The organism is Bradyrhizobium sp., from assembly GCF_027307225.1.
In the GTDB taxonomy this organism is placed as follows: domain Bacteria; phylum Pseudomonadota; class Alphaproteobacteria; order Rhizobiales; family Xanthobacteraceae; genus Bradyrhizobium.
Genome location: NZ_DAHUXJ010000069.1, coordinates 1 through 12,286 on the forward strand (window position 1 = coordinate 1; position 12,286 = coordinate 12,286).

A 12,286-nucleotide genomic window follows, 5' to 3' on the forward strand; every position below is an offset into this window, starting at 1 on the left:
GGCGGCGAAGAGGGCTGATCTCAGCCATTGGAAAATCTCCTGTCTGAAGGGTTGGGCCTCAAAACCCGCAATCCTCTCAGACAGGAGCCTGATCTTGCGATCCCTCCTCAATTGCCGCGCCAGCGGCTTCGTTCAATCCCCAACCGCAATTTGCAAGAAAATCGGCACCCAGGTCCCAATTTCTGGCAAATCCAATTGCACGAATTCCAGCAATTTCTATTGCCAGCCAGTCGCTTCGGGATTTTTCACGGACGACGAAATCGAGCGCGTCCAAAAAGCGCGCGGCGCCAGCGGCAGCGGCTCAACGAAACTGAGAGTAAGACAAACGCGCGGCCTTTGATCGACCGCCTAAGCCGCGATCACTCTGCGTTCTGCTGGGCCAGGATCATGGACTTCACGCTCGATACGACGGCGATGTGGGTGAACTGGCCGTCATCGTAGGCCTTGCGGAAGCGGTCAAAGTCCCTGACCGAGATACAACCGTTGGAATCGCCCTTGGGGCCAAGCATGTAGCTGTGCACCAATAACCCCGAGCGGCCGCCGATGTCGCTGCCCTCAGTGGGCGTCATGCGCAGCGCGGCGACGCCGTGAAATTCTTTTTCGCGCGGCTTCAACGAATAGATCGCAGGCGGCGTTGCGCCGACCATCGGCATGTTCACGTGGTCCGGATCATCGCGGAGGTTGCCCATGCCGGAGTGCGCCTCGAACACCGTCCCGTTGGGCAAGTAAACCGCATGCGCGGTGAGGTCATAGACAGCCGTCTCGTTGTCATAGCCGAGCGCAGTGAGATCCGGCGCCCTGCCAAGCCCGAGCGAGGCGATCGTTATCTTCGCCTTCATCATGTCCGAGAACTTCTGCAGCACCGAGCGCTGCGGCGGCTGCGGCGCCGCGCTGTCGGTCAACGGGATGAGCGGTGCGGTCTGCGGCGTTGTCGTTGCAAGCGCCAGCACCGGCCCTTGCGTTAGCAGGTCAGCAGCAGCCGGGCGCGACCGCGGCAGCGGAATGATTGCGGCGACCGCGGCGGCGGCCGGCGCGGCCGCGCTAACGGGCGCCGCCGCAGGTATTTCAAGTAGATCTTCGCCGATCGCGGGACGAAGGTCCTGCTGCGGCCAGCGCGACGCAAGCGCTTGCGGGGTCGTCGACAGCTCAAGGTCCGCCTTCGCCATGACCAGTCGTTTCAGTGGCTGCAGCAGCGCGCTGGTCGTCGATTTCGGCACCGGGACGAAGCGATCGGCGAAACTCGATCGATCGGCATTCCCCGGCGTTGCTGACGCAACCGCGGAAAGATGAGGGCCGGTGATCCAGGCAGCGGCCATCAGCGACAGACCAACCGCGGCGAGCGTAAGCAGGATGGTGTTAGCCCGTCCGGAACGTCGCGCCGCCTTGCGGGCAGGCGCGGCAGCATGAGCATGCGGAAGCTGGGTATTCGCAGACTGACGGACGGGCGCGCGGGCAGGCACGGGCCTGTTGGCCGGCAACGGCCTGCGGGCTACCGCAGGGTGCACAGGCGTCTGCTCCCCAAATTTACCTCGACGAGGCCGCAACCAGAATCCCCCACGGATTAGTCGAGCAGCAAGAAGGCCATAGTAGGAACTTAAAGTAAGGCATATTCGCGACAAAGGATATGGCTGATGGGCTTAGGCCCCATCAGATTTATGCTCCCGCAGGTGTTGTGAGGAGCGGGGAAAACCTCGGGCCTGGGCGCTTGGGCTCAGACCATAAGAGCTTGAAAAGACGTCCGTTTTTATTTCCTGCCGATGCCTGTCGCGGCCATCCACGCCGTCCGATGCTCATGCCAGCAAAGGACCTGGATCGCCGGTCAGCAGGCAAGCCGAACGATGCCGTTCTTCGGCCCCGCTGTGCGCGGCCATGACCGGGTGAGAATCAGGAAAACAAAACGGCCGGCTTTTTGGACCCGCCGTTTTCATACGGATGCTTGCCCCTTGGGCAGGCCCGAGGGGCATGGCTTGCTCAGTTATCCAGGAACGACCGCAGCTTCCGCGACCTTGACGGATGCTTGAGCTTGCGCAGCGCCTTGGCCTCGATCTGGCGGATGCGTTCGCGCGTCACCGAGAACTGCTGGCCGACTTCTTCCAGCGTGTGGTCGGTGTTCATGCCGATGCCGAAGCGCATGCGCAGCACGCGTTCTTCGCGCGGCGTCAGCGAGGCGAGCACGCGCGTGGTGGTCTCGCGGAGGTTGGACTGGATCGCCGCATCGATCGGCAGGATCGCGTTCTTGTCCTCGATGAAATCGCCGAGGTGCGAATCCTCTTCATCGCCGACCGGCGTTTCCAGCGACAGCGGCTCCTTCGCGATCTTGAGAACCTTGCGTACTTTTTCGAGCGGCATGCCGAGCTTTTCGGCGAGCTCTTCCGGCGTCGGCTCGCGGCCGATCTCGTTGAGCATCTGTCGCGAGGTGCGCACGATCTTGTTGATCGTCTCGATCATGTGCACGGGAATGCGGATGGTACGGGCCTGGTCGGCGATCGATCGCGTGATCGCCTGCCGGATCCACCATGTGGCGTAGGTCGAGAACTTGTAGCCACGGCGGTATTCGAACTTGTCGACCGCCTTCATCAGACCGATGTTGCCTTCCTGGATCAGGTCGAGGAACTGCAAACCGCGGTTGGTGTATTTCTTGGCGATCGAGATCACGAGGCGAAGATTGGCTTCCACCATTTCCTTCTTGGCCTGGCGCGCCTCGCGCTCGCCCTTCTGCACGCCGTGCACGATCTTGCGGAATTCGCCGATCTCGAGGCCCGTGAGCGCCGCGAGCTGCTGAATCTCGCCGCGCAGCTCCTTGATGCGGTCCTTCTCGTGATGGACGAAATTCTTCCAGCCCTTGGCGGAGAGTTTCGAGACACGGTTGAGCCAGCGCGGATCGAGCTCAGATCCCTGGTAGTTGCGCAGGAAATCCTCGCGCGCGACGCCATGGCTGTCGCCGAGGCGAAGCAGGCGGCCTTCAAACGAAACGAGCTTCTTGTTGATGTCGTAGAGCTGCTCGACCAGCGAATCGATACGCGCCTGGTTGAGGCGCAGCGATTTCACCTCGACGATGATCTCGTCCTTCAGCTTCTTGTACTTGCGCTCCTGCGCCGGCGACAACGTTTCGTTCTGCAGCTGGTTGGAAATGTCCTGCTCCTGCAGGCGGCGCAGCTTCTTGTAGTTGTCGGCGATCTTGTCGAAGGTTTCGACCACCTTCGGCTTCAGCTCGGCCTCGATCGCGGCGAGCGACATCTGGTTTTCGAACTCGTCGTCGTCGTCCATGTCGGCTTCGGCCGCCGCCTCGCCGGGATCCTTCTCCTCGGCATCCGCCGCGGCGGGCGCGGCACGGAAGGGGGTCGGCGACGGCGGCGCGGCGGGCGGCGCGGCTGCGGCCGGCATCGCGCCGCCATTGCCGTGACCGTTACCATTGGCGGCTCCGCCTTCGGCGGCCGGCTGGCTCCCGGCGCCGATCATGGCGGGGTTGAGATTGTTCTTGGCGTCGGGGCCGGCATAGGTGGCCTCGAGATCGATGATGTCGCGAAGGAAGATCTTTCCTTCATTGAGTTCGTCGCGCCAGATGATGATGGCCTGGAAGGTGAGCGGGCTTTCGCACAGCCCCGCGATCATCGCCTCGCGGCCGGCCTCGATGCGCTTGGCGATCGCGATTTCGCCCTCGCGGGAGAGCAATTCCACCGTGCCCATTTCGCGCAGATACATGCGCACGGGATCGTCGGTGCGTTCGCCCGGTTCGGATTTCTTGACCTCGGTGACGGCCTTCTGCGTGACCTCGACAAGCTCGTTGTCGGTATCGTCGTCGGCTTCTTCCTGCTTTTCTTCCTCGGCGTCGTCGTCGGCCTCCGTGACGTTGATGCCCATGTCAGAGAGCATCGACATGATGTCCTCGATCTGCTCGGGCGAAGTGGTGTCGGAAGGCAGCACCTCGTTGAGCTGATCGAAGGTCACGAAGCCGCGCTTCTTGGCTTGCTTGATCATCTTCTTGACGGCAGCATCCGACAGGTCGAGCAACGGCGACGGCGCGTCGGGCGAATCCTTTTCAGGGGCGTCGGCGACCTTCTCGTCTTTTTCTTTTTCCTTGACCTGAACCGTCTTCGCCTTGCTGGCCATTCAAAAAGCTCCCAACGCGTCCCGACTTAAGGGGCCAAGCCCATCTCGAAACGCTTCAACTCACTCATGACGCGAAGGGGCGGCGCCGAGTTTCGCCACCCCCAATTCGCTGATCTCCGATTTCACACAAATGGCCTTGAACGCAGTTTGCGGAAATGGCGGTGCCGGCTAGTCGAACAGAATGCGTGTCCGTTCATTCCACGCGCCTCTTATCGAAAGGAAACCGACCGTCCGCTAGATCAGAAAATGCCTCAAAGCCATTAAACGTCGCTTAACCCTGTTTTTGCAGCCAAACCCCGGGCTTGGCGAGTCTTTTTGCGGTTCCCGCGGGGGATTTCCCCCTTACGGACTGCCCCGGAATCGGCCGGATAATTCGCCAAATCCCTCGATGATGGCCTCCGTCCCGTCCACTTCGGACAGGCGGGCCTTGATGTCGCGCAGCCACGCCAAACTGGCCTCGCTCGCGTCCTCGCCCAACGCGAGTTCGGCATCCTTCAATTCCCTAAGTAAGGAGTGGTATTGCCGATGCAAGGAGACGAGCTGGTGCCAGGTGGAAAGAACATCGTCCCGCGCGGCGCCCGCTTTCGCACCCCACACCGCAGCGGTCGTGATCGCGCCATCAACCCTTTGAATTTCCTTTGAAAATCCACCCTTTAGGAGATCGGCGCGGAGCTTTTCGCTGTGCTCGGAAGCGTCGGGTGAATGATGATGGTCGGCCGCGAAAGCCGCGATGATGCCGGCACGCAGCCGATGCGCCTCCGGGTGCGGGAGCTCGAGCGCAGCCGCCTCCTCCAGATGGTCATGCAGCAGCCAGGGATGGTTGATGAGGCATTGCAGGATCAGCGCCTCGCGGCGCGAGATCGCGCTGCGCTGGCCGCGGAGCAAGGGGCTTGCCGCGAGTTGCGAACTCGCCGGCTGATACGGGCCGCGGAGGGCAGCCGCAGGACCCTGTGGACGGCCGGGCCGGGCCTCGAAACGCCCCGGGCTTTGCCCGGTGCGGGGGGCAAAACGGCGGGGTGATTCGCCGAAATTTCCCCCGCTCGGGCGGCCGCCACCATAGGGGCTGCGCGCCACTTCGGGGGCGAACATGCGGCCCAAGCGCTCGGAGAAATTCTGACGATAATAACGCCGCACCACCTCATCGCGGATGACATTGGAGAGTTCGCCGATGCGCTTCTCCAGCGCTGCACGCCGCTCCGGCGTCGCAAAGTTGCCGCCCTCGATCTCGCGCGACCAGATCATGTCGGCGAGCCCGCGAGATCCGCCAATCACTTCCTCGATCGCAGCGCGTCCGCCTGATCGGGCGAGATCGTCCGGGTCCTGGCCTTCGGGGAGCAGCGCGAAACGGAGACTCTTGCCGGGCGCAAGGTGCGGCAGCGCCAGATCGGCGGCGCGCCACGCGGCCTTCTGCCCGGCGCGGTCGCCATCGAAGCACAGGATCGGCTCGTCCGCCATCTTCCAGAGCAGCGCGAGCTGGTTTTCGGTCAAGGCCGTGCCGAGCGGCGCGACGCTGCCGGGATAGCCCGTGCCGACCATGGCGATCACGTCGACATAGCCTTCGACGACGACAACCGGGCTGCCGTCATGCGCGGCCTGCCGCGCCGTTGCGAGGTTGTAGAGATTGTCGCCCTTGTGAAACAGCGGCGTTTCCGGCGAGTTCAGGTATTTCGCCGGCACGTCTTTTTCGAGCGCACGGCCGCCGAACGCGATTACGCGGCCTCTGCTATCTGCGATCGGAAACATCACGCGGTCGCGGAAGCGATCATATGGAACGGGAATGTCGTCGCCGCCGATCAGGAGACCGGTCTCGACCATGTCCGCAACCGGGATACCCTGATTGCCGAGATGCTCCTTCAGCGCAAATCTTTCGCCCGGCGCATAGCCGAGACGGAATCTCAATTGGGTGTCCGGCGAGATCGAGCGATCCGCAAGATAGCCGCGCGCCTTGGCGCCACTGCGTGAGGCGAGCGTATCGGCAAAGAATTTCGCCGCGAGTTCCATCACGTCATGCAGCGTTTTGCGCCGCGCCTCGTGGCGCGCGGCATCCGGCGTCACCGCCGGCAGCGGCAGGCCCGCCATCGAGGCCAAGCGCTCGACCGCCTCCGGGAACGTCACACCTTCGGTCTCCATCAGGAAATCGAAGATGTTGCCGTGCTTGCCGGTCGAGAAGTCGTGATAAAATTGCTTCTGGTCGTTGACGGTAAAGGACGGCGTCTTTTCCTGCTGGAACGGCGACAGCCCCTTGAACTCGCGGCCGGCCTTCTTGAGCTTCACGCGGCGGCCCACGACTTCCGACACCGGAAGCCGCGCCTTCAGCTCTTCTAGGAATTCGGGTGTAAAGCGCATGGGCGGATTTGAGCGCTACCTTTGAGTCGGGACGAAGAGATAGCGATATAGGGATGGCCGGTCAAAGTACGAGAATACTTGGCCTTTTTGCCGCTATTCACAGGCCATCGTCATTCCGGGGCGCCCCGAAGGGCGAGCCCGGAATCCATTTAGCCGCAAACAAAAGAGAAATGGATTCCGGGTTCGCGCCAAGCGGCGCGCCCCGGAATGACGGCAAGCCCTTATAAAAACCTCCCCGATTCGATCCGGGAGAGCCCGGCCACCGGCCAGTTATAGATATAGGTCCAGGCCTCGCTCGCACTGCCGTCCGTCAGCGTGACGGGCAGCGTTTGCCGCACATACTGCGTCGGCTCCGGGAATCCCTCGCCGCAAGCCTCATACATGTCGAACTCGCGCAGGAGATCGTCCACCGCGCGCAGGCGGTAGAGTTCGCCGAACACGACGTCGGCCGCTTCGTTCGACAGCACGAGGCCCGGATAATGCTTCACCTTGTAAAGCCTTCCGCGGCAGCTCGCTTCACCGAGAAATTCGGCATTCGCCGATAGCAGCCGCGCCATCGGATGCGCGTAACCGCGCATCAGGGTGCCGTAGACAAAAAGAAGATCGCAGGTCATGAACGTCTCTTACACCGTCATGGCGAGCAGCGTAAGCGACGCTTGTCGGATGCAATCATTGTGATTTTGTAAGGTGCAATCTATATCGGAAACTTCGAGATCGGCGAGGCTGCCTGGGCAGGCAATTTGGACAAGAAGAGATGGTCTTGGTTGACGCTAGCGACACATCGTTACTCGGCAGCGAGGATGCGCCGCCCGTGGTGGAGCAGAACGCGCATGGCAGTTCGCCGTTCTTGCTGACCTCGGATCACTTCGGCCGCGCCATCCCCACCCGACTCGGCGATCTCGGCCTGCCGGAAAGCGAACTGACGCGGCACATCGCTCTCGACATCGGCATTGCCGGCGTGGCACGCGCGCTGGCGGAGCGGCTGGATGCGCATCTGATCGCGCAAGCCTATTCGCGGCTCGTCATCGACTGCAACCGTCCGTTCGCTTCGCCGGGCTCGATCCCGCTGATCAGCGAGGCCACTACCGTTCCCGGCAATGCGGGGCTGACGCGCGAGGCGGTGGAAGCGCGGCGGCGCGAGGTGTTCGACCCCTATCATCGCCGCATCAGGGAAGTGATCGATCAGCGGCTACGCGAGGGCGTGCCGACCGTGCTGTTGTCGCTGCACAGCTTCACGCCGGTCTATGCCGGCATCAAGCGGCCCTGGCATGTCGGCACGCTGTATCAGCGCGACACGCGCCTGCCGCCGCTGGTGCTGAGCGCTTTGCGCGCGCAAGGCGACCTCGTGGTCGGCGACAACGAACCCTATGCCGTGAGTAACGAGACCGATTACACCATCCCCGTGCACGGCGAAGCGCGCGGGCTGATGAATACCGGCATCGAAATTCGGCAGGATCTGATCTCCGATCAGGCCGGCGAGGTGCAGTGGGCGGAACGGCTGGCCGCGGTCTTTGCCGGCATCGAAGCAACGTTGCACGCGCAAGCGCTGCTGCCGGCTTAAGCTTCTTCTTTATCGCGCACGCGTCAGTGCGAGCCAGACGCCGCCGCCGATCATGAAGCCGCCGGAAACGCGCGACAGCAGCCGCGTCCGCCGCGCCGAGAAGAACGAGCGCACGCGCCCGGCCAAGAGAGCATAGGCCGCATCCGTCAGCCCCGCGACAACCATGAAGGTGGCGCCGAGCAGCGCAACCTGCGGCAGGTGATCCCGGTTCATGTCGACGAATTGCGGAATGAAGGCGCCGAAGAACACAAGCAGCTTCGGGTTAGAGAGCGCGACCAGAAAACCCTGCAGGAAAAATCCGCCGCGCGGTGGCGGTGGCGCTTCGTCTGCCTTCACGCCCTGGACCGGGTCGCGGATCAACCTGATACCGAGCCAGACCAGATAGATCGCGCCGGCAAAGCGCACCCAGTCGAACCAGTAGCCCATCGTCGCCATCAGCGATGTCAGCCCGATCGCAACCACGGCGATCACGATCAACAGCGCCACCTGGACGCCCGCAATATTGGTCAATGCTGAGCGGGTGCCGTGGCGCAGGCCGTTGGCGATCACCAGCGTCACGATCGGCCCGGGCAACAGCGCGAGCGCGACGCAGGCGGCGATGTAAGGGAGGTAAAGCTGGAGCGACATGGGTTGATTCCGCCTGTGGTTTCGGTCGCGCCGGGGGTCAGGCCCGGCATGACGATCGATTGAACCGCTGTCATTCCTGGTTCGCGCTACCGCGCGCCCCGGAATGACAAGCCCTACTGCAGACCGGCGGCCTTCCGCGCCTCACCGGTCAATTCCAGAATATGCATGCCGGTATTGGCGCGGTCGACGATATAGATATAACCGCGATCGTCGGTTTCGACATTGTTGGTCTGGATCGCGACCTTGCAGCGATCCTTGCCATCGACCTTGACGCAGCGCTTGTCGGTGTTGGCGGTGATCGAGGGAATGAAATAGCCGACCTCGGTCGGGTGATAGGGATCGCGGATGTCGAGCGCGCGGACGCCGGCATTGAAGAACGAGATGAACGCCATCTTCTTGTAGTAGACCGGCGCCATGCTCTCGTTGGAGGAATGCGAGCCGAACCGCCCGCCCCGCTCACAGAAATTGCCGCTCGCTTCGTCGACCGTGTAGCTCGAAATCACCATCGGCGTGGCTTCGACCGTGACGTCGACGAACCACACCATCTGCCGCGGTTCGGCGCATTCGTTGACGATCTCCTCGTCGACGATCATGACGATGTCGCGCGTCGAATCCTTGTCATGGGCGTATTCGGCGATCGGCATCTTCAGCATCGGGAATGTCGTGTGCGCGCCGTTGAAGGCCGACATCGACATGCGCGAGATCTCCGGGTAGCGCAGATTTTCCGGCGTCGGCTCTTTCGGCCCGTGCAGGAGCTTGTCGCGATCGACGATCTGCAGGAAGCCGCCCTTGTCGGTGCCATACCCGAAATAGACGCGGTTGCCGTCAGGTCCGGTCGAGATCGGTCCATGCACCTCGGTCGGCACCGGACCGGTTGAACCGGGCTCCTGACCGGGAAGGCCGAAATCCCTGATCTTCACGGGATGCGCGGGATCGGAGAGATCGTAGACCATGGTCATGCGACGCGTGCGCCAGTCGGGCTTGCCCGACACGAGGTAGGCAACGCCGGTGTTGCATTCCCACCAGTTCTTGTGCGTGTCCTTCAACCCTTCGCCGATCCTGGCGACGAGAACGGGATGGGAAGGATCGGCGGTGTTCCAGATTTCATGCCCTTCACTGCCGACCGCGCGCAGCATGTAAACCGCGTTGGGATCGCCCTTCGGCAATTGCTTGCCATCGCAGACGCGCACCATCTGCGCGCCGCCGCTCTCGTACTTTCCCTTCTGTCCGGGAATATGAAACAGATATTTCGGATGCGCGGGATCGGTGACGTCTACGATCGAAGTCCCGTTCGGCTCCGCCTTTCCGGTCAAGGGATTTATAGGATCGGGATTTTCGTCGGTGCCGCCGTGATGGCCGATATAGGCGATGTAGCGGTCGCCCTGACGATGGACGGTCGGCTGATAGGCGCTGCGGGCCTGCAGATCGTTGTAGCCGACAAGCCTCATGTTGGATGCTTCGGGCGGCGCTCCAATCTTTTGAGGGGTCTTCTGAACGGGCTGGCTCTGCGCCTGCGCACTGCCGCAGAGGAGGAGAAGGGTTGCGAAGCAGATTGCCGGTTTGATGTATCGGTTCATGTTTTTTCCACCCACGATTTGGCCAATCTCTCGCTGGTTGCGCCTCCCCTAGCACAACCGGGGGCATCAGCCAAAACACCCTCTTGACAGGCAACCATTTGGTTGCCTATTATCGGAACCATGGATGATGTCTTCAAAGCCCTCGCCGATGCGTCGCGGCGATCGCTGCTCGACAGGCTTCACGCCAAAAACGGACAGACGCTGAACGAACTCTGCGAGGGTCTCGCCATGACGCGGCAGGCCGTCACCAAACACCTCGTCATTCTCGAGGAAGCCAACCTTGTCACCACCTACAGGCACGGCCGCGAGAAGCTGCACTACCTCAACCCGGTTCCGATCCATCAGATCGGCGAGCGGTGGATCAAGAAATTCGAGCGCGGCAAGCTCACCGCGCTCAGCGAGCTGAAACGACAACTGGAGAAGCGCGATGAGTAAGCCTGAATTTATCTACGTCACCTACATCGAGACCACGCCGGAAGAACTCTGGCAGGCGCTCACCGACGGCGATTTCACGGAGCGTTACTGGTTTTCGCACCGTGTCGCATCCGACTGGAGCGTCGGATCGGACTATCGCTTCACGCTCGAAGGCGAGAACCGCCTTGAGGGGAAAGTGCTTATTTCGGATCCTCCAAGGAAACTCGCCTACACATGGAAGGGCTGCGCGGAAGAGTACCGGCGCGAACGCGTCTCGCGCGTCACCTTCGACCTCGAACCGCGCGGCGAGATCGTCAAGCTCACGCTGACGCACGACAATCTCGATGAGGCCGGCGTGACGCTGCGCGGCATTTCCGAAGGCTGGCCGATGGTGCTCGCGAGCCTGAAGAGCCTCTTGGAGAACGGCCAGATCCTCGGCATTCCGAGGCCGATCGCCGCGCAGGAAGCGATCCGCGCCTGAACCCCGCTAACCGCGCCGCCCCCTGCTCCAGTGGCGGCGCGGGAATCCAGCAACCGGCAAGGAACATCACGATGTCCAAACCCGAATTCATCTACGTCACCTACATCGAGACCACGCCGGAAAAGCTCTGGCATGCGCTGACCGACGGCGAGTTCACCGCCCGCTACTGGTTCGGTGCAAAGCTGCGATCGGACTGGAAGGTCGGCTCTTCCTTCGAAATGGTGCGAAGCGACGGCAATGTCTCCGATGCCGGCAAGGTCGTCGAATGCGACCCGCCGCGCCGGCTCGCCTATACCTTCCTCAACCTGTCGGACAAATACAAGAACGAGTTTCCGGCGCTCGCGACCTTTGTGCTCGAGCCCTTTGGCAAGCTCGTCAAATTGACGCTGACGCATGAAGGTTTTGCCGAGGGCAGCCAATTCTATTCGGGCATCTCGAAGGGATGGCCGGCGATCCTCTCCAGCCTCAAGAGCCTGCTGGAAACCGGCGAGCCGCTGCAAATCCCGTTCGAAGCGCTGAAAATGTGAAGCTGGGCGTCTTCATGAACTTCGAGCAGTTCAAGCCGCTGACCGTCTACACGATCTACATCGCCTCGACGCCCGAGAAGGTGTGGCAAGCACTGACGTCGGCCGAATTCAGCCGGAAATATTTTTTCGGCAATTCGGTCGAGGTCGATCTGAGGGTCGGCGGCGCCTATATGGTGCGCACCCCGGATGGGGGCTTGCACATCAGCGGCGAAGTGGCCGAGTGCGTGCTGCATCGCCGGCTCTCCTTCACCTTCAACGTGAACTGGCCGGGGCTGATCGAAAAACTCGGGCCGACGCTCGTCACCTACGAGATCGAACCCGCGGGCGGCGCGGTACGGCTAACCATGACCGAGTCGCACGACCGGCCGCTCGATGACGACATTCTCTCGGGCGGCCGCCAGGGCTGGCCCGCGATACTCTCGAGCCTCAAGAGCCTGCTGGAGACCGGCGCGCCGCTGGTCGTCAAAATGGCACCGCCGGAGCGAATGCTCAGCGCGCTGAAGAAGCTCGGCATCAGGACGCCATAAGCGCCCTGTCGCGTGGAAGAAACAGAGCCGACACGAACGGCGGCCGATTTATTCCCTCGTCGGGAAAAGCCGGCATGTTGCGGGAATATGACAAGAACAAAGGCTCGCGTTTCGCC

Annotated in this window: 12 protein-coding genes; 6 read left to right on the plus strand and 6 right to left on the minus strand. The window is 62.2% G+C overall.

What is annotated here, in order from left to right; genetic code table 11:
* The coding region (locus M6D32_RS11980) for a hypothetical protein (protein WP_298256303.1) at positions 1–340 on the plus strand (340 nt) is incomplete at its 5' end.
* 19 nt (positions 341–359) lie between these two features.
* Here the strand turns inward: M6D32_RS11980 and M6D32_RS11985 are convergent.
* The 4 genes from M6D32_RS11985 to M6D32_RS12000 form a co-directional block, all read right to left on the minus strand.
* Positions 360–1,505, minus strand: a complete 1,146-nt coding sequence (locus tag M6D32_RS11985; RefSeq protein ID WP_298256305.1) for a DUF2778 domain-containing protein — start codon at positions 1,503–1,505, stop codon at positions 360–362.
* 466 nt (positions 1,506–1,971) lie between these two features.
* Positions 1,972–4,110 (minus strand): RNA polymerase sigma factor RpoD, encoded by a 2,139-nt coding sequence (rpoD, locus tag M6D32_RS11990; protein ID WP_298256307.1) that lies wholly within the window; start codon positions 4,108–4,110, stop codon positions 1,972–1,974.
* Between the two features lie 342 nt (positions 4,111–4,452).
* A complete protein-coding gene (gene dnaG, locus M6D32_RS11995) occupies positions 4,453–6,456 on the minus strand; it encodes a DNA primase (protein WP_298256309.1) in 2,004 nt (667 codons plus the stop codon).
* Positions 6,457–6,677: 221 nt separating this feature from the next.
* The gene (locus tag M6D32_RS12000; protein ID WP_298256311.1) at positions 6,678–7,070 is read right to left on the minus strand and encodes a gamma-glutamylcyclotransferase family protein; all 393 of its coding nucleotides are present in this window, start codon (positions 7,068–7,070) and stop codon (positions 6,678–6,680) included.
* Positions 7,071–7,210: 140 nt separating this feature from the next.
* Between M6D32_RS12000 and M6D32_RS12005 the strand changes: the two genes are divergently transcribed.
* The gene (locus M6D32_RS12005) at positions 7,211–8,017 is read left to right on the plus strand and encodes an N-formylglutamate amidohydrolase (protein ID WP_298256313.1); all 807 of its coding nucleotides are present in this window, start codon (positions 7,211–7,213) and stop codon (positions 8,015–8,017) included.
* A 9-nt stretch (positions 8,018–8,026) separates the two neighbouring features.
* Here the strand turns inward: M6D32_RS12005 and M6D32_RS12010 are convergent, their stop codons facing one another.
* Together M6D32_RS12010 and M6D32_RS12015 are read right to left on the minus strand one after the other, a co-directional pair.
* Positions 8,027–8,644, minus strand: a complete 618-nt coding sequence (locus M6D32_RS12010) for a LysE family translocator (RefSeq protein ID WP_298256315.1) — start codon at positions 8,642–8,644, stop codon at positions 8,027–8,029.
* A gap of 113 nt (positions 8,645–8,757) precedes the next feature.
* On the minus strand, positions 8,758–10,221 hold the full coding sequence (locus M6D32_RS12015; protein WP_298256317.1) for a hypothetical protein: 1,464 nt from the start codon (positions 10,219–10,221) through the stop codon (positions 8,758–8,760).
* A 120-nt stretch (positions 10,222–10,341) separates the two neighbouring features.
* On the opposite strand from M6D32_RS12015, the gene M6D32_RS12020 reads away from it, so the two are divergent.
* The 4 genes from M6D32_RS12020 to M6D32_RS12035 all read left to right on the plus strand — a co-directional run bounded on the left by M6D32_RS12020 (position 10,342) and on the right by M6D32_RS12035 (position 12,170).
* Positions 10,342–10,656, plus strand: a complete 315-nt coding sequence (locus M6D32_RS12020; RefSeq protein WP_298106282.1) for a metalloregulator ArsR/SmtB family transcription factor — start codon at positions 10,342–10,344, stop codon at positions 10,654–10,656.
* Complete coding sequence (locus M6D32_RS12025; RefSeq protein ID WP_298256319.1) at positions 10,649–11,116, plus strand: SRPBCC family protein; 468 nt, start codon at positions 10,649–10,651, stop codon at positions 11,114–11,116. The genes M6D32_RS12020 and M6D32_RS12025 overlap by 8 nt, the downstream gene beginning before the upstream one ends.
* Before the next feature lie 71 nt (positions 11,117–11,187).
* Positions 11,188–11,643, plus strand: coding sequence for an SRPBCC family protein (locus M6D32_RS12030; protein ID WP_298256321.1), 456 nt, complete (start codon positions 11,188–11,190; stop codon positions 11,641–11,643).
* A 14-nt stretch (positions 11,644–11,657) separates the two neighbouring features.
* The gene (locus M6D32_RS12035; protein ID WP_298256360.1) at positions 11,658–12,170 is read left to right on the plus strand and encodes an SRPBCC family protein; all 513 of its coding nucleotides are present in this window, start codon (positions 11,658–11,660) and stop codon (positions 12,168–12,170) included.
* Positions 12,171–12,286 lie beyond the last annotated feature (116 nt).

Coding starts and splice junctions, on each gene's coding strand:
- rpoD (WP_298256307.1), bottom strand. CDS start 4,110: ATGGCCAGCAAGGCGAAGACGGTTCAGGTCAAGGAAAAAGAAAAAGAC.
- dnaG (WP_298256309.1), bottom strand. CDS start 6,456: ATGCGCTTTACACCCGAATTCCTAGAAGAGCTGAAGGCGCGGCTTCCG.
- M6D32_RS12000 (WP_298256311.1), bottom strand. CDS start 7,070: ATGACCTGCGATCTTCTTTTTGTCTACGGCACCCTGATGCGCGGTTAC.
- M6D32_RS12005 (WP_298256313.1), top strand. CDS start 7,211: ATGGTCTTGGTTGACGCTAGCGACACATCGTTACTCGGCAGCGAGGAT.
- M6D32_RS12010 (WP_298256315.1), bottom strand. CDS start 8,644: ATGTCGCTCCAGCTTTACCTCCCTTACATCGCCGCCTGCGTCGCGCTC.
- M6D32_RS12015 (WP_298256317.1), bottom strand. CDS start 10,221: ATGAACCGATACATCAAACCGGCAATCTGCTTCGCAACCCTTCTCCTC.
- M6D32_RS12020 (WP_298106282.1), top strand. CDS start 10,342: ATGGATGATGTCTTCAAAGCCCTCGCCGATGCGTCGCGGCGATCGCTG.
- M6D32_RS12025 (WP_298256319.1), top strand. CDS start 10,649: ATGAGTAAGCCTGAATTTATCTACGTCACCTACATCGAGACCACGCCG.
- M6D32_RS12030 (WP_298256321.1), top strand. CDS start 11,188: ATGTCCAAACCCGAATTCATCTACGTCACCTACATCGAGACCACGCCG.
- M6D32_RS12035 (WP_298256360.1), top strand. CDS start 11,658: ATGAACTTCGAGCAGTTCAAGCCGCTGACCGTCTACACGATCTACATC.